The sequence below is a fragment of the Bacillus sp. JKS001846 genome (assembly GCF_900176455.1).
Lineage (GTDB): Bacteria > Bacillota > Bacilli > Bacillales > Bacillaceae_G > Bacillus_A > Bacillus_A cereus.
In genome coordinates, this window is record NZ_FWYG01000002.1 from 235,827 (window position 1) to 260,298 (window position 24,472).

Here is a 24,472-nt window from a genome sequence, read left to right on the forward strand (position 1 = left end):
AAAATAGGAATATTTAACTATGAATCGAGTTATATATTCGGTTGAAATTTCATAAAATAAAAAAGCCTCAAAAAAGGGCCTTATGAGTTTCGTAAGAAAGGAATGTCTCCTATATACTATATGCTTGTTACAATAGGATGTGAATAAATACATAATAGTCTCATTTGTCGGAGAAGTGAAGTAGCTTAATTGGATGGAGGGATAGTTGAAGGTATTCTTTGTATGGAGATGCTGTTTTATGAAGATGAAGATTAAAACTCAGTATCACGAACTTTTTTAGAAAAAGTACCTGAATCTTTTTAAAAATAAGAAAAAATATAGATTGACACTCCCTTGCTTAAAGTTGAGAGCTTTAATTCTAAAGGATTAACGAACCAGACTCTTGGATGACTAAGAGTTCGCAATCCATTTTTTGTCGTAAGGAAATACATATAATGGTGTTTTTTATTGATTATGGGTATGAATGTATATTTGGTTAGCAATAATTTCGGTAAGACCCCTTTTCTTAATAAAACAATGATCTGTTCCTTAATGTTATTTAGATATTTACTTGTCTGATTGAGATACCTACGGATATCTTTTTTCTTCTTGCAATTACAATCGGTTAGGTTGAATTTTGTTCTCCTGCGATAACACAGGGCTTTGAAATACGAAAAGACCGCAAGGCTTTTTTAAAAAGCACTTTGCAGCCATATAATTTCCTTTCTTTTTTAAATGAAAATCGATTGTATTCTTTTCTGATTCAAAGGTACAATATAAATATATTTAACCGCCTAACTTTTATATATGTTTCATCAACTCTTCAGGAATCGCTTGTTGACCTCAAGTGTACGTTTGTTGAATCCGTTTTCAAAATTACTTTTTACCTGTTTTATTTTGTCCATATATAAGATTAAGAAGCTGCATATATTCATCTTCTTGTCCGATGTCAAATCGTTTCCCTTCAATCATTTTTCCATATACTTTTTTAGTCATAATTAAAGAATGAATTGCATCTGTTAATTGATATTCCCCCCAACACCAGGTTGAATGTTTTTTAATAACGGAAAAATATCAGGTGTGAAAACATATCTACCAATTACTGCAAGATTAGATGGAGGATTTACTTTTGGCTTTTCTATGATATTTGTAATATTCATATAATTACCCTTTACAATATCTCCTTCAATAATACCATACTTCTCTATGCACTCATCTGGTACCGTATGAATGCCTATTACACTATTTTTTGTCTCTTTATAAATACTAATTAACTGATTTAAAGCAGTTTCTTTATCTGAAACTACAATATCATCTGGCAAGAGGACAGCAAAAGGTTCATTGCCAATAAATGTTTCACCTAATTTTATTGCCTCACCCAGTCCTCTCGCATATGGCTGCCTTATATAATGGATTTGAACATTAGGAATAGCAAGCCCTTTTAACAAATGGGTTTTTTTTTCTTTTTCTAAAAAAGCCTCCAATTCTAATGAATAATCAAAGTAATCAACTATTAAATCCTTTCTGCTAGAAAGTACAATTAATATTTGCTCAATACCTGAATTTACAGCCTCTTCCACAATATAATGAATCGCTGGTTTATTACCTATTGGAAACATTTCTTTTGGAATTACCTTTGTAATTGGAAAGCTCCTTGTGCCGTAACCAGCAGCTGGAATGATTGCTTTTTTTATCACTAATCTCTCGCTCCCTCATGTGTTTACAATATTAATATTCAGTAACCTCCTTACCTGCGCATGACGATTCCAAAAGAGGCTTTTACCTTCTGATTGCTTTCATCGCTTATATGAATAGGCCTTTCATTTGTCACCAATCCAACTTGTCCCTCAATATACTGTAACAACTAGTACTATAGTACTAAGTTTAGAGAGGTGATTATCATATGGATATATGTATTATAGGCTCTGGTTATGTGGGAATCACATCAGCAGCAGTATTAGCAGATTTAGGTCATGATGTTATATGTGTAGATAAGGATCAAGAAAAAATTCATTCTCTCCAAAAGGGGGAATGCCCCATTTATGAACCGGGTTTAAAGGAACTTATTAACAAAAATAGAAACCGATTACAATTCAGTTGTGATATCGATAATGCTATTCAACAATCACCCGTTATTTTTATCGCTGTAGGAACCCCTTCTACCTCAAGTGGAAAGACGGATTTAAAATATATATACTCCGTCATTGACCTGCTAGTTCCGGCTATAACATCGTATAAAACTATTATTACGAAAAGTACAGTTCCACCAGGTACAAATCAACTATTATATGAGACACTTATTAAACGTGGGGTTTCATCGATCTTATTCAATATTGTCTCCAATCCTGAATTTCTTCGCGAAGGCTCTGCTGTTCACGATATGCTCAATCCAGATAGAACTATTATAGGTATCCAAAAAGGTGATACAACGTCGTTAAAAATTATGCAGGATATATATAAAGGGATTAGTGCTCCTTTCCTTTGTACAGGTTTAAATGAAGCAGAGATGATTAAATATACATCTAATGTATTTTTGGCTACCAAAATATCTTTTATAAATGAAATTTCTCGAATTTGTGATGCATATAACATTGATATTGTTGAAGTGGCAAAAGGAATTGGCTATGACTTTCGAATTAACCCTCATTTTCTTCAGGCGGGGATGGGGTATGGCGGATCATGCTTCCCAAAAGACGTACATTCACTCATTTATACAGCAAATGATAGGCACGTAGCAGTTCCTATTTTACAGGCTGTACAATTCATTAACTCCACACAGATAGATCTCTATATTGAAAAAATTAATAAAGCTATAAAAGAACCCCCTTCAAAAAAAATAACGGTTTTAGGAATTGCCTTTAAGCCAAATACTGATGATATTCGTAGCTCTCTTGCCGTAATGCTTCTTGAAAAGTTAATCCCTCATGGCTATGATCTACATGCTTATGACCCCAAAGCTTTTCTTCCTTCACATTTAAAAAGACAAGTTACCCAGCATGATAACCTAGAATCTTCAATTACAAATTCTGATTGTATTATTATCGCCACGGACTGGAATGAATTTAAAACACTTAATTGGAAACAAGTCAAACAAGTTATGAGGGGATGCACAATCGTGGATGGACGCAATTGCATTGAAAAAGATGAAATAGAAAAATATGGATTACAATATATTGGAGTGGGCCGATCATGAAAATACTTGTAACAGGAGCCGCTGGTTTCATTGGCTCACATTTGTGTCAAGCATTACTTAAAAATAGTGTATATCATGTAGTTGGAATTGATCATTTCATCGGTCCTACTCCAGCTACTTTAAAGACAGGTAATATACAATCCCTTGAATTGAATTCACGTTTTCAATTCATACAAGAAGACATTCTAAATACAGATTTATCAAAACTATTACAAGATATAGATGTTATTTATCATCTAGCTGCTATTCCTGGTGTGAGATCAAGTTGGGGAAAAGATTTTCAGCCTTATGTTACAAATAACATAATGGTTACACAGCAGTTGCTTGAAGCCTGTAAACACATAAAATTAGATAAATTTATTCACATATCCACCTCTTCTGTTTATGGTGAAAAATCTGGTGCAGTTTCTGAGGATTTATTACCTACCCCTCTATCCCCATACGGTGTTACCAAATTAAGTGGTGAGCACTTATGTCATGTTTATCACAAAAATTTTCATATACCAATTGTTATTTTAAGATATTTCACAGTATATGGGCCAAGGCAGCGTCCTGATATGGCATTTCATAGATTAATTAAACAACTGCTAGAAGATAAACCTCTCACAATATTTGGTGATGGAACACAAACACGTGATTTTACCTATATTGATGACTGTATACGAGGAACGGTGGCCGCTTTAGAGACAAAAAAAAATATAATAGGTGAAATTATCAATATCGGTGGGAAAGAAAAAGCATCCATTTTAGACATCATTTCTATGTTAGAAAAAATATCAGGGAAATCAGCAATCAAAAACTTTCTAAAATCAGTTCCTGGAGAACCAAAGCAGACATGGGCAGATATATCTAAGGCCAGTACATTACTGCAATACTCTCCAACAGTTTCTCTATCCGACGGACTGGAAGCAGAATATGATTATATAAAACAACTATACAAAGGAGATTAGTTTATGAAAATTGCATATATATGTACAGAAAAATTACCATCTCCAGCGATTAAAGGTGGAGCAATTCAAATGATGATCGATGGGGTGTCCCCCTATATAAGTCAAGATTATGAACTTACTATTTTCTCCATTTCAGATCCAAATCTTCCAAATCAAAAAACACAAGATAATGTCAATTACGTGTATTTGCCTCAAAAAGACTATGAACAGCACGTTATAAGAACCCTCCAAACCAATACATTTGATATTATACATGTCTTTAATCGTCCTAAAAATATACCTCTATATAAACAAGCTTCTCCACACAGTAAATTTGTATTAGGTCTTCATAACGATATGTTTGCTGAACATAAACTATCTATTTGTGAAGGCAATCTTATTATTGAAATGGTTACCGCCATTACGACTGTTAGTAACTATATTAAACAAACTGTGATTGAGAGATTTCCACAAGCTGAAGAAAAGATTTCCATTGTCTACTCTGGTGTTAATTTAAAACAATCCCCCTCCATCTGGACATCAACAGGAAAAAAGATAAGAAATGCATTTCGTACAAAATACGGTATCCAAGATAAAAAAGTAATTCTATTTGTTGGCCGATTATGCAAAAATAAAGGTCCAGACTTGCTCATTCAATCTATGAAGAAGATTATTCAAACGCATAAAGATACGGTACTTGTAATTGTTGGTGGTAAATGGTTTAGTGATAACCGAGTAAATAAATATGTTAAAAGGCTATATAGACTTGCAAGACCAATTAAAGAACACGTAATTTTCACCAAATTTATTCCTGCAGATCAAATTCATAATATATTTCTAATGGGGGATATATTTATATGTAGCTCACAATGGAACGAACCATTGGCACGTGTTCATTATGAAGCAATGGCTGCTGGAATCCCAATTATTACAACAAACCGTGGGGGAAATGCAGAAGTTATAACAGATGAATATAACGGCTGCCTAGTAGAACAATATAATAATCCAATGGAGTTTGCCAGACTTGTCCAGGCTTTGTTATCTCAACGCGAATTTGCACAATGGATTGCTGAAAACGGAAGAAAAATTGTGGAGGAAAACTTTACATTTAAGCATACAGCAAAAAAACTAGATCAGGTATATAAACAAGTCGCAGAATCTACTAATCAACCTGCTAGAAATCTAATACGCCCTCTCAAAATTCTAATTGTTTGAACTGCCCAGCATTTAACGTTTTTATGAACTATTTGAATTAAGGGATTCCTAAATACAGAAACTTAACGGTTTCTAACTAATTAAGCTATTCGTGTAGTTCCTAACGGTAAGAGGTGGGGCGCTTTATTGCTAAGATTCTGTCCTACATTAACATCTCAATCTTAATATGTGTGCTAAAAGAAGAGAGAATCTACTCAAGAAGATTTGGATGTTTAACGTTTTTATTTTGATCAAAACAATTCAAACATAACTAACTAGAAATAAAAAATATATAACGGCGGCCTATTATGCATATGTTAAAGAACAAAAAAACGCTTGGAGAACCAAGCGTTTTTTTGTTCTAATTATTTTACGCGTCTTCTTCTTCACCATCATCGTCTTCGTCTTCTTCATCTTCATCTTCGTCTTCTTCATCTTCATCTTCGTCTTCTTCCTCTTCGTCTTCTTCTTCATCTTCGTCTTCTTCTTCGTCTTCATCTTCGTCTTCTTCGTCTTCGTCTTCTTCGTCTTCTTCCTCTTCATCTTCTTCATCTTCGTCTTCTTCGTCTTCTTCTTCGTCTTCTTCCTCTTCGTCTTCTTCGTCTTCTTCGTCTTCTTCGTCTTCTTCTTCATCTTCGTCTTCTTCGTCTTCTTCCTCTTCTTCATCTTCGTCTTCGTCTTCGTCTTCTTCGTCTTCCTCTTCGTCTTCTTCCTCTTCGTCTTCGTCTTCTTCGTCTTCTTCTTCATCTTCTTCATCTTCATCTTCTTCGTCTTCTTCTTCGTCTTCTTCATCTTCGTCTTCTTCGTCTTCTTCGTCTTCTTCTTCGTCTTCTTCGTCTTCCTCTTCCTCTTCTTCTTCTTCTTCGTCTGTAAAGATAACTTCTGTTTCATCTGCATATTGAATTTCAACCTCTACACCATTATGTGTACCAGATTGAATTATTTCAGCTAGAGCTTTTAGAACTTCCTGTAAATCACCATCTGAATTAACACTAAAGCCATTTTCAACATCTAATTTTATTTTTGCTCTTTTCACATCAGCCATTTACCTAACTCCTTCAATATATTTTTATATATACTATGTTGAAAGAATATGAAAAGATTAATCTATTTGCGGAAATTTCATTATTCATTTTCCTTAGCACTCTTTACTAAGTTTGCTATCCACGGGCTTCTTAATGGATGATCGGGAGTAATAATTTTAACTTTTACTTTCGGCTTTTCTATTTGAGCTGGAACGACCCCATTTTGTTCTGGGTATTGTTCTTCTATTTCTATTGCATTTTGGGTCTCTTCATCTTTTACTTCATCAATTATTGTGCTTTTCTTCCTCTTCTTCTTTTTCTTCTTCGTCTTCTTCGTTTTTCTCGTCTTCTGAACCTCTTCATCTTTTACTTCATTAATTATTTTAGTTTTTTGTGGAGATTCCTCTTCTAAATCTAGCAATCCGATTTTGGGTAACTCCTCTAATTCTATTTCCTTAATAATCGCTAAATTCTCTAGCACCGAAGATTCATTTAGTACAATATTTTTTTGCTGCTCATACTCTGACAATTCCCATCCCATTGGCCCTGGTGGAGAAAATACAAATTTCTCTAAATCTAAAATAGGGATTACTATCTCTTCTTGTTCTGAACTCATTTTATTTCCCTCCACTATTGCTCTTGATTTCTTGGTAAATATCAGAAAAACTTTGTAAAAATTCTTCCTTAGAGTCTTCAAGTGCAATGATATTTTGCAATGCCCAAATATACTTTTCATCAGACCAGGAACGCTTTTGTCCTAAATAGTATTTATGTGCAATTGCACAGAATAAGTGAGGGAACGATAAATCAGTCCAGAGAACACGAAATTGTTTTTCTGATAAGGGATTTTCCGAATTATATGCACTTAACATATGAATTGCTAAATTAGTATCCCAAACCGACATTTTTTTCATCACTTTATTTAAAATGATACGTAGATCCCTCACGGGTAAATCACTTGTAATAGAATGTAGCTCTTTCATAAAAACAGCATCATCTATTTCTGCAAACCTTGCTAAAGTAAAATCTTGCTGACAAAAACTATTAGATGCAATAACTTCTTTTGTCCATTGGTCATAATATGGATCATCTATTTCTTGTAATGCTCTCTTACCACGTGCTAACATCTTATCGACGTATTCTAAAAACATTGTTGAAAATACATCATCTGGAAAGGAGAGTGCAATTCTTTTGTTTCCTTCTAATTCTTGTAATTTCCATCTGTATAATTTATGCCATTTTCCTAATCGACTCCGAATTTTACTTTCTTGCATCGGAATATATCCTTCTGATGCTTGATGAAATTTACCTGCATATATGAGTACCTTTTCTAATTGTTCTTTATTATAATATATGACTTCTTTCCCTTGATGCTTATCATATAGTACATACGCATACTCATCAGATCCGATACAAAAGCCCCCTCTTGTTGTTTTATGAATGTTTGTAATGGGTAATCCATTTTGAAGGAGATATAAATGTGCTCCAGCAATAAATAGCATCCTTTTAGGGTGCATATGTGCTTGTTTTAATATTTTTAATCCTTCTTCTGTTTCAACTTCCCACATTGTTCTCCCACTTCTGCTTGATTGTAAAGTAATATTACTTACTTCAAATGGATAAAAGTTAAGGACCTTTTTTAAATGTTCATTCTCTAATCCAGTTGTTTCTTCCAATTTTCTTCACCCTCCTCTTAAATTTTATAAAACTTCCCCATACACTTTCATTAAATCCATAGCGACTCGGTTCCAATTAAATTCTTTTTCAACCTTCGCACGTCCATATTTCCCTATCTGTTTTCTTTTATTTTCGTTATTTAATAGATTAATTATCTTTTCTGCATATGCATCAGGATTCTCAAAGTCATTGACAATATATCCATTTTTTCCTTCTTCAATAACTTCAGGGTTACCGCCTCGATTACTTGTGATAATGGGTAAACCCGCTGCCATTGCTTCGTAATGCACCCTAGCAAGAGGCTCTTGCCACTGTGAAGAGCAAACAAAAATATCTGACATAGCATAAAGTGTTGAAATATCCTTCGGTTTAACAAATTTAATAAAGACTACATGTTCTGGAAACATTGCACCTAAGGTATATAAATGTTTTACATAATTATTTACATTGTTATCTCCAAACCATTTTGAACCAATAAAAACCATTACGATGTCTGGATTTTTCTCAATTATCTTAGGAAGAGCTTGTAGCAAAATATGAGGACCTTTTACTTTGCTCAAGCGTCCAACAAACAAAACTATTTTTTTATTTTGTAAATTCAACTGTTTCTGCACATAATTTTTAACTTTTGTACCATTCGCGGTCCACGAAGGATAATATTCATTTACATCTACACCAGAATATACCGTTCTTGTCTTTGCTTTTGCAGTTTGAAAGCGCGAGGTAATTGTTTTTCCTATATAATCACTAACTGTTACAATTTTAGAAACAGCGGCAATACATGCTTCGCCCTCTTTATCACTTATCTTTTCGTATGCAAACATTTCATTATGCACACTTAACACGAATTTGGTCTGTGGTGCCGCCTCACGCAAAATTGTAACCCAATTGGGACGATTACATAAATGAACCACATCATATTTTTCCTGTTTCAAATGTTTAATAACATAAGGCAAATACTCCTCTTCTGGAAAACGTATATACCTTACACCTTTGTTTTTTTCTTCTGATTTTAGATTAGGATCTGTTATAGAAATAACTGTCACATTTTTCCCATTTGAAGCAATAATGGAAGCAACAGAATCTATATAAATTTGAATAGCTCCCCCCCGTACAGCTGGTACAGGTAGCTTTTCAGTGGATATTATCGCAATTTTCATTAAATCGCCTCCCTGTTTCATAAAATACAACTTTCTTCATATGTTACGAAGGAACCCTTATATTTGTGAGTTATCAAGAATTATTTCATCTTTTATAATTGAATTTGGTAAATAGCACTTTTTCTTCTTAAAGGCAAATGGCTAGAACAAAAATGGTCATGTACCATAAAGTAATAAGAGAGTATAAAAGGATGGTGGTATATGTGGAGAATCAAAATGAAGAAGCGATGTATACATTATCGCCCGAAGAGGAGCAAAAATTAGTTGCCTTGGCAGAGACAATGATTCAACATTGGGACATTCAAGCGACTACAATCGAATTAATACAAGGTGGACAACTAGCCTTAGTATGGAAAATTCATACTGCAGATGGACCATTTTGCTTAAAGAGAATTCATCGCCCTGAAAAAAAGGCTTTATTTTCTATTCACGCCCAAGATTATCTTGCAAAAAAAGGCATGCGTGTTCCGAGCATAATTCCAAGTAAAGTGAATCAGTTATATACAAAACACGGACCATTTTTATTTGTTGTTTATGATTGGATTGAGGGAAGACCATTTGAGCTTACAATGCAAGAAGACCTTGAAATGATTATGAAAGGGTTAGCAGATTTTCATGTAGCTTCTATTGGCTACAAACCGCCACCAGGCATACCTATCTTTACAAAACTGGGACGTTGGCCCAATCATTATATTAAAAGATTTCAACAGATGGAGATTTGGAAAAATTTATCCGCAACTATGCCAGATGATCCATTTTCACAATTGTACTTGGCTGAAATTGATGCTTTCATTTCAGAAGCAAAAAACACACACCAAAGATTATTGGAATCTGAATATACAAAATGGACTGATGAATTACAAGAATTCCCCAATTTATGTCATCAAGATTATGGAACAGGAAATTCCTTATTAGATCCAAGTAATCAAATTTGGGTAATTGATTTAGATACAGTTTCTTACGATCTTCCTATTCGAGACTTGCGTAAAATGATTATTCCTCTACTAGATACAACTGGTGTTTGGAATGAAAACCAATTTCAAATTATGATTAACGCATATGAGTCAGTTTCCCCTTTAACAGCTGAGCAGAAGAAAATTATGTTTATTGATATGTTATTTCCTTATGAATTGTATGATGTGATTCGTGAAAAATACGTCAGAAAATCACCATTACTTGCTGAAGAACTTGCTGGAGCTATGGAATATGAAAGGATAAAGTCAAAGGCTTTAAACATATTAATAGAGGAATTTTAATACGCAATACAAACAGTTCTGGTAAAAAGGTTATTGTTATCTTTTTCCGCCAGAAGGCCGCTTTCTTAAAAATGTGAAGGTGTGAAATACCAATTTTAGATGAAAAATAAATGTCGGTATGCAAAAGTTTACGTTTTTACTAGAAGCAAGAATAAGGAGCCTTAATTGCGAGAACCATTGTTTGAAGTTGTTTTGTATTTAATCGTTTTCTTGCTATATGGAATCATACTTATAAAAAAGCAGGGAAAAGATTAACGTATCATTTTTTCACTGAAGAGCTAACTCAACTTCCAAAAAACGTTACGGGATGTAGTTATATCAAAAACGTGTATTTCTAGTTAACTATGTTCGAATTGCATTTACCAAAATAAAGACGTTAAAAATCTTAATCTTCGTGAGTGTGATTGCCCTTCTTGTAGTACACATAACGATAGGTATGTTAACGTAGGATTAAATCTTAAAAACGAAGCTATCCCTCTCTTAACTACAGGGATAGCTTAATCGATTAGAACCGTTAGGGAGTTAAATTAAGAGTGGCTCGGCAAGGTTCTGTTACGAAGTTCATTTAATAGAGGCATAGAACTTACACAGACTGTCCAATTCCAAATTATGATACATCTCCAAACAAAATATGTACAAGCCAAATTTATTTTTGGTAGATTGGCTATTCCTGATTATGAAAGGTATATTCCCAAAACCTTAAGTACTCTTTAAAGATTATGAGAATGAATTGAACTACCCCCACTTTCACTTCGTTTAGAAGTGAGGGATTCCTAAGTAAAGAGTTCTATCGAACTCTAATTGATTAGGCTAACCCCGCAGTCCTTGCGGTTAGAAGCCTTATCGCTTCATTCTTTATATTGATACTTGCGTTAATATCCCTATCATGGTGTGTACAACAAGAAGAACAGTCCCATTCACGTAGGTTTAAATTTTTAACGTCTTTATTTTGATATCCACAACAAGAACATAATTGGCTGGAAGCAAATGTTTTCGATACGACAATGACTTGTTTGCCATACCATTTTGCTTTATATTCCAACATGGTTCGAAACTGTGACCAAGATACTTCACTAATTGCTTTTGCTAACTTATGATTCTTTAACATATTCGATACTTGCAAATCCTCTATACCGATAACATCGTGGTTTTTGATGATTTCAGTTGAGATTTTGTCCAAGTAATCTTTTCTAGCATTTGATATGTATTCATGAATTCTAGCTACTTTTACTCGTTGTTTATTCCAGCCAGAAGATCCTTTCATTCTTCTAGAAAGAATACGCTGTGCTTTCGCCAACTTATCTTCTAATGATCGGAAAAACTTCGGATTTTCATAGGGTGTTCCATCTGACAAAATGGCGAAATCTTTTAGTCCTACATCTATCCCAATGTAAGAATGTGTTTTCGGAAGTTCTTGTACTTCTGTTTCAACTAATAGTGACACAAAATATCTACCAGAAGGGTTCCGTCTAACCGTAGCATTTACAATACGTCCCTTTACTTCGCGACTTTTGGCAAATCGAACAAGACCTAGTTTTGGCAATTTTACTTTATTTCCTACGACGGCAATGTTTTCATTTGTTTGTTTTGTAGTGTAAGATTGTACGTTGTTCTTCTTGGATTTGAAACGCGGGGCACCATTTTGTTTTTTGAAAAATCGTGTATACGCATCCGTAAGGTTGCGAACAGAAGACTGAATCGCAATACTATCCACTTCTTTGAGCCAAACAAACTCTTTCTTCATGGCAGGAAGTTTGGCAGAGCATGTACCATATGTTAAACCTTTTCCAGTCTCTTTGTATGCGTGATCCCATAAAGAAAGGAAATGATTGAATACAAAGCGAGAACAACCTATCGTTTTGTTAATTAGAATTGCTTGTGCCTGATTTGGATAGATACGAAACTTATAGGCTTTATTAATTATCATTTGATTCACCTCCATTTCGGTATATGACTATTATATACCGAACATATATTCTGTGGATAGTGAAGTAACACTTTATGTATATTGAACAATTAAGATGGCTTCCTGTCATCCCTTGTTCGAAGCCAATTCATCTCCCACCTACTCACTGGGCTGTGACCCTTCACGCTCCTTGAGGAAGGAGTCTTCTTGGCTAAAATGATAAATAGCTATGCTTTTCTCTTTCACATGACACAGCTCAATTTGGGAATACGTGTCCTTTTAAAAAGGAGTTCGTAAATAGCCCCTTCTCAATAATATAGGGAATAACTCTAATGTATAGAATAACCTAATATGCATGGATTTAACACTCCCAGCCCTAGAGGAGCAAGGAGTGTTAATTTAAAACATATTAGAATCAACATTAAAAATCACATGTTATTCTATTAGTTTTTGCATTTTAATGGGAAACCTCTTCCACATCACCAATTGATTGAATTGATTCAAGTCTAACATTAATTTTATTCGGAAAACCTATAATATTACCAGTTGAATTACTTATTACTTCTACATTTGGTCCAATAACAGTAACTAAATTTTGACTCACATTCATTATAATGCCTTTAATATGAATTCCTTCTAAAAACAATACAGTACGTAAATGAAGCAACCCATAGGCATATAAAAGTTCTCTAATCTCATTTGTTACTTCTGCAAAATTATTGTTAGAACTATTAACTACTGAATGATAAGAAGATTTCTTTAATTCTAAAGCCGTGTTAGGGGACATTTTTGATTTTAATAAACCATCAGAAAATTTTTCTGATTCTAATAAAGTATCAAAACGCCTTCTTGATTTAAATGGAGCGATAAGCGGAATCGGATTTATATCAAACAATCTAAATTTACGTTTACTATTATCAGATTTTAAACAAAACTGACACATCTATGCTCCCCCTATAATAAGTATGTATTATATAGTAAGCAGATTAATTAAAAATGTACTGGGTATTTATAATACCCAGTACATTTTTAATTAATTATGCTCCTCGATCATCACTAACCGCTAAAATGTCCCTAATTGCAACACTAATTTGGTTTGGATTTTCAAGTGCATTTCCATTATTATTACTTTCTACTTCAACGCCTTCTCCATTACCACGACGAAGAGTAACAAAATTTGCTCCAATTCGTGTAATCAAGCCTTCTACGTGAAATGATGGTAAAAATAATACAACTCTTGCCCCTACCAATTGAAATGCTTCCAACAAAGTTCTAATTTCATTATTATTCTCTTGAAATTCTGCCATTCTCTATCTCCATCCTTTACTTTTAATTTTGACATCTAACAATGTAATTCTATTAAATTAACTTATTATTAGTTGTCAAAATAATATATGTTTAAACATACTAATTGAAATAGACAAGTTGGCAAAAACTTTTTTAGTTATACGGTTAGCAGATTATATAAAAATGTACTGGATATTTATAATACCCAGTACATTTTTAATTAATTATGCTCCTCGATCATCACTAACCGCTAAAATGTCCCTAATTGCAACACTGATTTGGTTTGGATTTTCAAGTGCATTTCCATTATTATTACTTTCTACTTCAACGCCTTCTCCATTACCACGACGAAGAGTAACAAAATTTGCCCCAATTCGTGTAATCAAGCCTTCTACGTGAAATGATGGTAAAAATAATACAACTCTTGCCCCTACCAATTGAAATGCTTCCAACAAAGTTCTAATTTCATTATTATTCTCTTGAAATTCTGCCATTCTCTATCTCCATCCTTTACTTTTAATTTTGACATCTAACAATGTAATTCTATTAAATTAACTTATTATTAGTTGTCAAAATAATATATGTTTAAACATACTAATTGAAATAGACAAGTTGGCAAAAACCTTTTTTAGTAATACGGTTATTGGGATATAGTCTTTAAAACCCAATTCATAAAAAATATCCCTCTTAAACAAATTTCATATTTAAATAACAAATCCACACTTAACTAGACTCATATACTCACACCATTCTTTCTAGACGAGCATAAGATGTATTAACGAACGAAAGGGGGTAATTTTATGGGTTTTGGTTTTGGTGGAGGTTGTGATTTCAATAGATGTGATGATCGGAGAGATCATCACAGAGAACATCACAGAAAAGAAGAAAGAGAAGACAATAGACAGGTGAATAATAATCCAGAGTTATTACAATTCTTAAGAACATTAACTCCTGGTACTTGTATTGTTATTCAATATGATTGCCAACCACCTACAAGTGCAACATTCCAAGGTTTTCAAGGAAACAACGTCATTATATTATCTGACTTTGATTGTTTCCCAGGATTAGCACGTATTGCAATTAACAAAATTAACGTAATTTCTATAAATTCACCTGATTGCAACCGTTTCTGTTGCAAGCGTAAGCATTGTAGAAATTGTGACGAGCATAAACATGGGCATGATCGTAGAGATGATTATTAAAAATGAATGAATAGAAATACCTTTCCCTTAATTTATAAGCCAATTTGCAAGAAAAACACCTATTAAAAAATAGGTGTTTTTTCTTTCCTAAATTTACTGAACTAAACATAAATAACAAACCATTTCATATAGCGGACATATACTATTGTAAGGTCGGCATCCAAATGACCCAAATAAATACCCACGCCAAGAAATAAAACTACAAAGTATTTCTTGGCACCTTTTACATAAAATAAATAAACTTTTTAAAATGTACAAGTTAATTATCAAATGGTTTTTATTATATAATTAAAGATAAATAGACCTATACCACAAATCCACATATGCCTCCTCAAAATAAATAGAGAGACACTAGTCTCTCTTTCAAAAAATACTTTGGGAATTCTAAATTGTCCCTCTTAGTATCAAACCTAGAACGGCCATAATATCGCATTGATAATAATCCGTAAAATCCAGATTGTATTCTTGCTGATCTTTTCTAATTACTTATTAATTATTATTCGAGTTTCTAAATTACAAATATCGCGCATGATCTCTTTTTGTTCTGAATTTAGACCATCAATTTTCACATTTAAGTCTTCCATACACTCACATCCTTCGAACATCATAATAGAACAACCTCTATATGTCATGAGACAACTTTTTTTGACATGAATGTATAGGGATTATTTCCATGTCAAATCCTTATTTTATACATTCTTCCCGATCGTGTTTATCATTACTAAACTAGTACAGACATTTGTTAATTCACTAATAGTTGTACTAATTAATCACGTTTGGTGGTCTTATTAGAACTCAAAATGAATCTCAACTAAATTCTTCATATTCCAAGTATTATTAATAATTATTACGGAAAATTCAGTTATAAGAATGCAGACAATAGTTATTAATGCCCTATGTATACCCTGCAGAACATTAAATGGCTATTTTGTGCATTAAAAGAGAGCATCCGGCACGGTAGATGCTCTTAATACGATTAGAGTTTTAACTGAATAAATGGAATAGATGCGATTAAGCTTATCCTATACTTTAATATATGCTTGTTCTTCTTAAAAGGTGAAAAGTAAAAAGACACCTTAACTAGATGTCTTTTCAGAGTGCGGGGGTAATTTACATATTAGATATGCCTTTCTATATCATTGTATGACCATTAATTCTTGTTAGGCCTACAAAAGGATTTTAAATACATTGATTGTTTAGTTTCAATATAACAAAGAAAAAGCACCCGTTATGAATTCTTTTTTATATGAACGAAATATTAGAAGGGGTGATCATAACATTATTGATACGAACTAGCTTATCTTTTAATTATTTTCCAGACATTAAAATAATACTCCTTAATTGTTCGGAATTCATGTTAACTTTATACTCTTTTCCACCGTTCATAAACACTTTTACTTCACTCCTATGTTGTTAATTTATTTGCACAATTCAAATTTCCATATACTACTGTATGCACATGTATTTAAATCACATTTGGGAGTATGATTTGAAATACACATAACAAAATAACTATATAAAAATTTATTGATGTATATATAATCTTTACAAAATGAAATTTTTATCGTTTTCCGACAGAAGACTCCTTCCTCAAAAATGTGAAGGTGTGAAACACCAATTTTAGGTGGGAGATGAATGTCGGTTGGCATAAGCCAACATATTTGCTATCATTTACTTGTACAGATTGCTCTTCGAAAACTGAAGATATGAGGTTGGTTGCAGAAAAACGTTGCAACCGTAAAATTTTCAACGTTCTATCGCCCCACGCTTCTCAAAATTGCGAAAACCAAGCTAAAGTAGGTAGTGTGGTGAGTCAGCGTACAAGATACTTATGTTCTCACCGTAGGGATTGCGGGTAGAGCCTGCTAAGATAACTAGTGGATACATCGGTGTTCGCAGGAATCTCCCACTTCAAACAGTCCGTTAGGACGTTAAGTGGTGAGTAGTTCAATTGGGTTTCTTTTATTTAAATCATAATTCCCTTAAAAACTTTTCACCTTTTTACTGGACAAGCATATGTTATTGTATGGAGGCATCCATTCATAGAAATTTAACTTTCTTGTTAAAGAGCATACTTACATGTGTGCTCTTTTTTGTTTGATATGAAATAACGATTTTGTTAAGTTTTGCTCCATCCATTTTTTATACATCTTTCCGCTAAACACATTTGTCCAGAAAATCCTATATTATTGAACAGGTTTATCGACTCTCAACTTGCAATTTTTCACTTTTGATGATGTAACCATCTATAATGGAAATATACTTTTTTCAAAGGAGGCATCTAATGTATATATCAAACAGGATTGGCTTATTTAGCTGAATTGCAACTTGTCTATACTTTTTAATTGAACCTTTCTTTATTTTCACTTCTACAGCACCTTATAACTATTTGCATCATGCAATAAGTAATCTAGGTGTAACAACCTGTGGAGAATTCACCTATGAAATAGCTCCTTATGAAATATACTCCCCTAATCATTTTTGGATGAATCTACTCTTTATTCTTAATGGAATAACATTTTGTGTTGGAGTACTATATATCACGACATCTAGAAAAAACAAGAATTAATAAAATAGAAACATTTTTTATACTTATAATAGGAGTATCCACTATAGTTTCAGGATTAATTCCTGCAGATGTAAACCTAATTGGACATTCTATTCTAGTTTGGATAGGTATGCTTACTGTATTTCCAGGACTATTTATTTTTGCTAAGAATCTTAAAAAAGCTAGAAAATGGACATATTTCTGTTTACTAAGCTTAATAGTAATAACAACCCTTATCTTACTTGTTTTTCTTTTCCCCTTACCTTCAGGTCTACTACAAAGACTTTTTACTTGGTTCTTTTCGTTTTGGGAACTGTATCAACCTACAAATTAATAAAATAAAGATTTTATTTTACTTTTGCTAGCCACCCTTCCCTTGTATAAATGCACCTTTTTTACATACCATATTAAAATCCAAATAATCCTCTTTTAGGGGGATACTACTATGAACAAGGTATTAAAATAAATTTTAATCTTCTTTTATGCGTTGTTTTACATTGTAATGATTAGCTGGATTATCTATCTAAACTTTGTTTAAGAGCATTTTATTTCTCCAAGCAAGAAATCGATCTAAGCTCGAACATAAGTATTTGTAATTAGACATCAGGAGCGCTCTACAAGGCACTCTTTAGCTTTAAAATAAGGATTTTGTTAAAAAACTAAATAAAATTCCATATCCTGCTAATAATAATCACAATACAATCTGCTTCTTACCTAGGTTGTATCGAATGGAGCAGTTAATACAAATGACTGCTCTATTTTAATTTTCATTACATAAACTTAATATTTTTATCCATACTATACAAAACTCACGAAATATTTATACTCCTTAAATTCGTGGATGTAATGTTCTTATAGCAGTTAGCTTATGCTAGCTGCTCTTTTGTATTGAGTTAAAAATAAGTTTTAGGTCTTATTCCTTTTCTACAACATATACTTTTAACCTAACCGTCCAGCTCAAAGTGTTACCTCCTATCTTAAAGAGCACTTATGCATGGTGCTCTTTTTTATTTTATTTTTTTCATTTCCGCATAACGTTTGCAACCCTGTTCATACTATTTTTGTAACTTAAAGTTACAAACTATTTCTATAAGCGCAGCGTTTCTTTTGTACAACAAGCAGTTAGTTTTGTTAACTAGCTGCTTTGTTGGTAAAAGAAAGATTTTGTTTTAAAATTACACATACCTAAAAAACATACGTATAATATCTTGAGTATCCTTTTTCAATATTAGTTTTGGTCAGAGAACACTTTTAAGAGTGCTCTTTTAATGTATTGCGATGTATCACGTTTTACATACAATGAAAAGTCACATATATTATTATAGTGTATTGTTCATAGTAATAGGCGGAGCACCCTGATCAGGTGCTCTTTTTTATTTCCAATTAAATAACTATTTTGTTAAATTTCTCAATTCAAAAAGTACTAACTTTATAAAATGGATTCATATACATTTATTGAATACATATTAAGTTCATATAAAACCAAATAATTTAGGAGCTGATTGATATGACAAGTAAACCACTAGTAATAATGCTTCCTCCTATATCCAAAACCAAAATTACTTTTTATTCTTCTTCTGGTGAAATAATTAATCACAGTTTTTTTACAAACGAAACTCCAGAACCTATAGCAACGTTTGCAAATTGTCCTATAGAATTTGAAAGGTTTGAAACTAATAGAATGCCAGTCCTTATAAAATAATTTTCATTAATGTTTTTCTAAGTCCCACAGATTCCAGGAGGTTATTTTATATAGTTGCGATAGGAAAGATATTGAAGCTATCCCCGGCTTAACACTGCACGTGCAACTTTCATTGCATACAATGTCCCATCTTATTCCTTCTATACTAAAGTAACTAGATTAAAAGCTTTACGGAGTTTGTTTATTTTCTTCAATTGTTTATCATTCAATTGAAGTATTCTCATATATTTTCTAATCGTCTCTTCATTTGTGGCATCGTGTATTAGACTGTGGACTAATTCATTTACAATGATTAGGTTTTTGAGCTCGTCAGTTCCCCTATACCTTTCGTTACGTTGTGATAACAGTATGCATCATCAGCTAGTAAAAAGATTCCTGTGACAGCACATTTTCCATTTCTTATGTAATATCTCCATATCATGTTATTTGCCCATTCTATATTTTCTCCTTTACTAGAGGATAGCAATAATTTTTGTATTTCGTTAGTGATGTTATCTTCTAGGCTTTTGATGAGTTTTTGTCTTCCCTTTCTATTTAAAAGATTATTTTGTTAAAAACTTGTTCCTAATTTATAACCAATATCTTTATCCTTTATTTCTTATTAAAATTACGTTATATATAGTTCCTCCTGAATAAAACTTAGTATTTCGTCAATACTATAGACCACCCATTTGTAAACCACATTCCATAATTAGGGCAGTTAGCTTTTGCTAGTTGCTTTTTTTATTGAGTTGACAATAAAATTTAGGGCTTATTCCTTTTCTACACCATATAATTTTAATCTAGACATCCAACTCAAAGTGTTATCTCCTATCTTAAAGAGCACTTTTGCATGGTGCTCTTTTTTATTTAACCACTTTCATCTTTACATAAAAAATCCACACTTAATTAGACTCATTTACTCACACCATCCTTTCTAGACGAGCATAAGATGTACTGACGAACGAAAGGGGGTAATTTTATGGGTTTTGGTTTTGGTGGAGGTTGTGATTTTAACAGATGTGATGATCATAGACGAGAGCATCACAGAAAAGAAGAAAGAGAAGACAATAGAAGACAAATGAATAACAATCCAGAATTATTACAATTTTTAAGAACGTTAACTCCTGGTACTTGTATTGTTCTTCAATATGATTGTCAACCACCTACAAGTGCAACATTCCAAGGTTTTCAAGGAAACAACGTCATTATTTTATCTGACTTTGATTGTTTCCCAGGATTAGCACGTATTGCAATTAACAGAATTAACGTAATTTCTATAAATTCACCTGATTGTAATCGTTTCTGTTGCAAACGTAAGCATTGCAGAGAATGTCATGAGCATAAACATGAACACGAGCACAATCATAGAGATGAATATTAAATAATAAGTGAAAGAAAAATCTTTCCCTTAATTTATAAGCCAATTTGCAAGAAAAACACCTATTAAAAAAATAGGTGTTTTTCTTTTCTAAATTTCACTTAACCGAACATAAATAACAAACCATTCCCTATAGCGGACATATACTATTGTAAGGTCGGCATCCAAATGACCCAAATAAATACCCATGCCAAGAAATAAAACTACAAAGTATTTCTTGGCACCTTTTACATAAAATAAATAAATTTATTAAAAATGTACAAACTTAATTAAAAATCTACACATATAATGTACTCTACCTCTCTTATCATCTTAAAAAAGGGATTTAATTTAAAATTAATCCCTTTTTTAAGTATTTAAACACTCAATTTAATCTACATGATAGAATAATCCCTAAAAAAATAGGATACGGGGCCATTCCTGTTATCTTTTACTTATATTTATTTAGAGCGCTATTAAACTACTCGTCGAACACTAATAACCTCTAGGGTTGTCACGTTAATGTTTGCAGCAGCATCCACCCAAATATGGAATCCATACTCTATACGAATAAAGATTCCTTTTCCATTGATTTGATCTCCGCCTCAAAAAACGTTAATTCTGTCATCTTCTCTTATGTCATCTTCTCTTATGCCATCTAATCTTCTTCGTCCTTCAAAATTCCCCAATCCTCACAGCCCGCTTGAAGTGATACCATAAAGTTAGACAGATTATTTCATTAGGCGACCTTTTGGGCATGGGCCCAGTATTTTACTGGACTCATGTATTTTAGTTTTTCCTTACTTCTTTTATGATTATAGTACTTTGTTTACTTCGCTACTTATTTCTTAAATTGTTCTATACTTTTAAATCCCTTTCAATACAGAAATTCTGATTTCGTGATTCCAAAGAAGTTTTCAATCAATGTGTTATCGCAACAGTTTCCTTTATGAGACATTCATTGTGTAATGCCACGTTTAGTATAGGAATGACGGTTTCGTTTGCTAGTTTCATACTTTGATCAGAATTGATCAAGAGTGTATCTATTGTTGAAGCAGGTGAATAAGTTAGTCTTGAACCAATTGTATATATGATAATTTCCCCATTACATAGGTCCAATATTGGCGATAGATATAGCTTTTCTCCAAATAATTTAAACTCCGTAAATTATGTAACCCACTTTTCATTTTGCTTTTTAGCGTGGAAGTTGCGGTTTAAAATATTTGGTGCAATTTTTCCATCCGTTCCTTTATAAGAGTAATATTCTTTCATATGAACAGGAAATTTCAATCCCAAATCTTTCATGATACGATACATTTTTTATGATTCACCCTATTCCCGCGATTCATACAGTTTAATCCACTAATATTGCCACACTAAGGTAAATATCAATATCCACTTTCCCCACCTAAATAGCATTTTATCGCTTGTATTTTTCTTTCGAAGAAAATTTATCCATAAGAAAGTGCACCTCCGATTGTTAGACTGTTTCTAACAATCGAGGTGCACCTTAGTTCTTCATCAATTTCTATTACGTTCAACACATTCACATTATTTAAAATGCTATTAACCTATGCGTCGAACACTAATAACATCTAGGCTTGTCACATTAATATTTGCAGCAGCATCTACCCAAATAAGAAATCCATCCTCTATTCGAATAAAGACTCCTGTTCCATCGATTTGATCTCCACCTGAAAAAACGTTAATTCTGTCGCCTTCTCTTATACCATCTAATCTTCTTCGTCCTTCAAAGTTTCCCACTTCTCTCACCTCCTCACAGTCCGTTCTTCATCGACTTCTATTACGCTCAACACATTCACATTATTTAAAATGCTATTAACCTATGCGTCGAACACTAATAACATCTAGGCTTGTCACATTGATATTTGCAGCAGCGTCTACCCAAATAAGAAATCCATCCTCTATTCGAATAAAGACTCCTGTTCCATCGATTTGATCTCCACCTGAAAAAACGTTAATTCTGTCGCCTTCTCTTATACCGTTTAATCTTCTTCGTCCTTCAAAATTCCCCACTTCTCTTACTTCCTCACGTTCTCTTCTTCTTCGGTTTCTATTACATTCATCACATTCACATCTACGTTCAAAAGACATTTAATATACCCCCTTTTTCCTAAAAATTTTATTTGCATTATATATTATGAAAGAAATAAGTTAATTGATTAGACTTTCTTCCTCTATCAAACATCCAATTAACTAATTTATCAAAAAAAAAAAAAAAAATTAAAATTGTACAAGCCAATTTGTATGACTTACATACATTAACAAGGAGATGATCAACATCTTACTATACTCCAAATCCCAAATTACCTGTTCGTTAACTATCTTTAAAAAATAGAAAAAAGGTCAGTTTTCAACTGTCCTTTTTTCTTATTTACAATGATATATATTTTTGAAATTAAACACTCATTACTAATAAATACATATATTATATAGTGCTCCAACACACAGCTAAATAAAACTCCACTAACAAAGAAAGAACTTATTTTCTACCTTTCAAGAATTTAAGTTCTTTTTTCATTGTTTTATATCGTTTTATATTAATTTATGGGTTTTGATTCCCTTCCATATAATTGATTCTACGCTTTTACCCTACATTTATTAGTCATAAGAGTTCCTCTCAATCTCAAAGAACTTTTGCAGTATAAAAGCTAGGATTCGGCAACTCCACCTGTGGTACAACCACAATTTTTTAAAATTATTTACTGGTTCGTTGCATGAAGCCAACATCTCTAGCCGAAATTCATAAGATATTTAGAAAGAAAAAACTTTGAACCTCTTGAACGAATAGTTGTAATTCATCAGACACAGAAATAGACATACCAAAACGCTATCCCTTCCTATGATTCTTCAGAAAGTATAGTGCTTTTTGATTATAAAGCTATAAAAATATTATGGCTTGATGGATTATGTGGCGGCGCCCTATATTAATCCTAATAAACATAAACCATGCTGATTGACTTAGATTATTAACTCTTTGTTATTGAAAATGTTGTTCCAATTTTGTCGGAAGTAATATTCCAACTATTTTTTCTAGAGAAAATAAAAAACAAAGATTCCGCTTATGCGAAGATCATTTATCTAGTATTGAGCATTTAATAATTATGATAAGTACAAGCATCGTAAGGAAGTGTATACATGAATGAAAAACATGTTTTTTTGGATTGAGTAGCATTTGATCCGAACTTATTGGGTCCTACATTGCAACCTATCTCGTCATTCACTTTACCTACGGGATTAACAGGAATTGGAGTGACTGGACCTACAGGCGCTACAGGTGCAACCGGTATGACTGGTTTAGGAGTAACACCAGCATTCGGAATGTTGAATACTGATCCAGTTACAGATATTCCAGCAGTAACTGATACAAATATAGATTTTACAGTGACAGGACCTTTTAGTGGGGTTATATTAAGTACTGCTGACAATTCAATAACTGTTGGTAGTACTGGTGTATATGCTGTAACTTTTTCGACAGGGGTTAGTGTATTTGGAGAAGATTCAGGAATTCTTATTATAAATTTTACAATAAACGATACTGTTAATTTTCTTTCTCAAATCCGAATCGATTTGGATCAGGGCAATAGAATTATGGTATCAAAAATAGTTTTACTTTCATTAAACCAAGGAGATGTTCTTCGGGTATTAATTAGACTCTCTTCTGGACCTGTTTCTTTTGGTGATGCATCATTTGTTGTTGAAAAGGTTGGCTGACATAAAAAAGAGATCCGATTGGCTCTCTTTTTTTAATTTAGTAAAATTATCTGGATTTTCACCCCTTTATTTTGGAAATATTTCTTTTGTGATGAAATCAAGTCATAATCTCTCTTTGTTTTCATGCTGCATTTTCACATACAAAGAAACTTGCTTAGCAAAACAACCTTGCTGACGTCCATCAAGCTAATACTTAGAAGTCTCCAAAACACGTAAATTTTATATCATCACATTTGTCTATTCTATAAGCGTTCGGCTTACTTTTTGTTTTGGGGAACAATCAATTTCTTAACCTGATAGCGATATGGTGCCTCCCCTATTAGTAAAAAAACCTATCGAT

At 32.7% G+C, this 24,472-nt stretch carries 18 protein-coding genes and 6 pseudogenes; 10 read left to right on the top strand and 14 right to left on the bottom strand.

Going from position 1 to position 24,472, the window contains the following annotated elements; all coding sequences use genetic code 11:
- Positions 1-855 precede the first annotated feature (855 nt).
- Positions 856-1,676 (bottom strand): annotated as a pseudogene (locus tag B9A45_RS30040) (UTP--glucose-1-phosphate uridylyltransferase).
- A gap of 206 nt (positions 1,677-1,882) precedes the next feature.
- Between B9A45_RS30040 and B9A45_RS30045 the strand changes: the two are divergent.
- Genes B9A45_RS30045 through B9A45_RS30055 form a run of 3 tightly spaced genes read left to right on the top strand, consistent with a single transcriptional unit; the run spans position 1,883 to position 5,316 of the window.
- On the top strand, positions 1,883-3,172 hold the full coding sequence (locus tag B9A45_RS30045) for a UDP-glucose dehydrogenase family protein (protein WP_084065775.1): 1,290 nt from the start codon (positions 1,883-1,885) through the stop codon (positions 3,170-3,172).
- Complete coding sequence (locus B9A45_RS30050) at positions 3,169-4,122, top strand: NAD-dependent epimerase/dehydratase family protein (protein WP_084065776.1); 954 nt, start codon at positions 3,169-3,171, stop codon at positions 4,120-4,122. Before B9A45_RS30045 ends, B9A45_RS30050 begins: the two co-directional genes overlap by 4 nt.
- A gap of 3 nt (positions 4,123-4,125) precedes the next feature.
- Positions 4,126-5,316, top strand: a complete 1,191-nt coding sequence (locus B9A45_RS30055; protein WP_084065777.1) for a glycosyltransferase family 4 protein — start codon at positions 4,126-4,128, stop codon at positions 5,314-5,316.
- Positions 5,317-5,665: 349 nt separating this feature from the next.
- Here the strand turns inward: B9A45_RS30055 and B9A45_RS30060 are convergent, their stop codons facing one another.
- The 4 genes from B9A45_RS30060 to B9A45_RS30075 form a co-directional block, all read right to left on the bottom strand.
- Complete coding sequence (locus tag B9A45_RS30060; protein WP_084065778.1) at positions 5,666-6,340, bottom strand: AAA family ATPase; 675 nt, start codon at positions 6,338-6,340, stop codon at positions 5,666-5,668.
- A gap of 80 nt (positions 6,341-6,420) precedes the next feature.
- Positions 6,421-6,936, bottom strand: a complete 516-nt coding sequence (locus tag B9A45_RS30065) for a hypothetical protein (protein ID WP_084065779.1) — start codon at positions 6,934-6,936, stop codon at positions 6,421-6,423.
- Between the two features lies 1 nt (position 6,937).
- A complete protein-coding gene (gene cotS, locus B9A45_RS30070) occupies positions 6,938-7,996 on the bottom strand; it encodes a spore coat putative kinase CotS (protein WP_084065780.1) in 1,059 nt (352 codons plus the stop codon).
- Between the two features lie 24 nt (positions 7,997-8,020).
- Positions 8,021-9,157 (bottom strand): glycosyltransferase family 4 protein, encoded by a 1,137-nt coding sequence (locus tag B9A45_RS30075; protein ID WP_084065781.1) that lies wholly within the window; start codon positions 9,155-9,157, stop codon positions 8,021-8,023.
- A 152-nt stretch (positions 9,158-9,309) separates the two neighbouring features.
- Between B9A45_RS30075 and B9A45_RS30080 the strand changes: the two genes are divergently transcribed.
- A complete protein-coding gene (locus tag B9A45_RS30080; RefSeq protein WP_084065782.1) occupies positions 9,310-10,413 on the top strand; it encodes a CotS family spore coat protein in 1,104 nt (367 codons plus the stop codon).
- Positions 10,414-10,716: 303 nt separating this feature from the next.
- Positions 10,717-10,914, top strand: a pseudogene (locus tag B9A45_RS33050) (zinc ribbon domain-containing protein); the annotation flags it as partial.
- A 304-nt stretch (positions 10,915-11,218) separates the two neighbouring features.
- On the opposite strand, the gene tnpB reads toward B9A45_RS33050, so the two are convergent.
- The 4 genes from tnpB to B9A45_RS30105 form a co-directional block, all read right to left on the bottom strand.
- The gene (gene tnpB, locus B9A45_RS30090) at positions 11,219-12,340 is read right to left on the bottom strand and encodes an IS200/IS605 family element RNA-guided endonuclease TnpB (RefSeq protein WP_084065783.1); all 1,122 of its coding nucleotides are present in this window, start codon (positions 12,338-12,340) and stop codon (positions 11,219-11,221) included.
- A gap of 436 nt (positions 12,341-12,776) precedes the next feature.
- Positions 12,777-13,262 (bottom strand): hypothetical protein, encoded by a 486-nt coding sequence (locus B9A45_RS30095; RefSeq protein WP_084065784.1) that lies wholly within the window; start codon positions 13,260-13,262, stop codon positions 12,777-12,779.
- Between the two features lie 94 nt (positions 13,263-13,356).
- Complete coding sequence (locus B9A45_RS30100) at positions 13,357-13,626, bottom strand: hypothetical protein (protein ID WP_084065785.1); 270 nt, start codon at positions 13,624-13,626, stop codon at positions 13,357-13,359.
- 204 nt (positions 13,627-13,830) lie between these two features.
- Positions 13,831-14,100 (bottom strand): hypothetical protein, encoded by a 270-nt coding sequence (locus B9A45_RS30105; RefSeq protein ID WP_084065785.1) that lies wholly within the window; start codon positions 14,098-14,100, stop codon positions 13,831-13,833.
- Positions 14,101-14,406: 306 nt separating this feature from the next.
- On the opposite strand from B9A45_RS30105, the gene B9A45_RS30110 reads away from it, so the two are divergent.
- Positions 14,407-14,808 carry a hypothetical protein gene (locus tag B9A45_RS30110; RefSeq protein ID WP_084065786.1) on the top strand — a complete coding sequence of 134 codons (402 nt, stop codon included), beginning with the start codon at positions 14,407-14,409 and terminating at the stop codon, positions 14,806-14,808.
- A gap of 384 nt (positions 14,809-15,192) precedes the next feature.
- Here the strand turns inward: B9A45_RS30110 and B9A45_RS30115 are convergent.
- Positions 15,193-15,392, bottom strand: a pseudogene (locus tag B9A45_RS30115) (hypothetical protein).
- Positions 15,393-17,128: 1,736 nt separating this feature from the next.
- On the opposite strand from B9A45_RS30115, the pseudogene B9A45_RS33055 reads away from it, so the two are divergent.
- The 3 genes and pseudogenes from B9A45_RS33055 to B9A45_RS30145 all read left to right on the top strand — a co-directional run bounded on the left by B9A45_RS33055 (position 17,129) and on the right by B9A45_RS30145 (position 20,421).
- Positions 17,129-17,698, top strand: a pseudogene (locus tag B9A45_RS33055) (DUF998 domain-containing protein).
- A gap of 1,165 nt (positions 17,699-18,863) precedes the next feature.
- On the top strand, positions 18,864-19,058 hold the full coding sequence (locus B9A45_RS30135; protein WP_084065787.1) for a hypothetical protein: 195 nt from the start codon (positions 18,864-18,866) through the stop codon (positions 19,056-19,058).
- 961 nt (positions 19,059-20,019) lie between these two features.
- Positions 20,020-20,421 (top strand): hypothetical protein, encoded by a 402-nt coding sequence (locus B9A45_RS30145; RefSeq protein WP_084065788.1) that lies wholly within the window; start codon positions 20,020-20,022, stop codon positions 20,419-20,421.
- Positions 20,422-21,136: 715 nt separating this feature from the next.
- Here the strand turns inward: B9A45_RS30145 and B9A45_RS33060 are convergent.
- The 3 genes and pseudogenes from B9A45_RS33060 to B9A45_RS30160 form a co-directional block, all read right to left on the bottom strand.
- Positions 21,137-21,746: pseudogene (locus tag B9A45_RS33060) on the bottom strand (IS3 family transposase); the annotation flags it as partial.
- A gap of 217 nt (positions 21,747-21,963) precedes the next feature.
- Positions 21,964-22,161 (bottom strand): hypothetical protein, encoded by a 198-nt coding sequence (locus B9A45_RS30155; protein WP_084065789.1) that lies wholly within the window; start codon positions 22,159-22,161, stop codon positions 21,964-21,966.
- 75 nt (positions 22,162-22,236) lie between these two features.
- Positions 22,237-22,512 (bottom strand): hypothetical protein, encoded by a 276-nt coding sequence (locus B9A45_RS30160; RefSeq protein WP_084065790.1) that lies wholly within the window; start codon positions 22,510-22,512, stop codon positions 22,237-22,239.
- Between the two features lie 1,107 nt (positions 22,513-23,619).
- Here B9A45_RS30160 and B9A45_RS33175 point away from each other — a divergent pair.
- Positions 23,620-24,132, top strand: a complete 513-nt coding sequence (locus B9A45_RS33175) for a collagen-like protein (RefSeq protein ID WP_347366358.1) — start codon at positions 23,620-23,622, stop codon at positions 24,130-24,132.
- 102 nt (positions 24,133-24,234) lie between these two features.
- Here the strand turns inward: B9A45_RS33175 and B9A45_RS33300 are convergent.
- Positions 24,235-24,318 (bottom strand): annotated as a pseudogene (locus tag B9A45_RS33300) (XRE family transcriptional regulator); the annotation flags it as partial.
- Positions 24,319-24,472 lie beyond the last annotated feature (154 nt).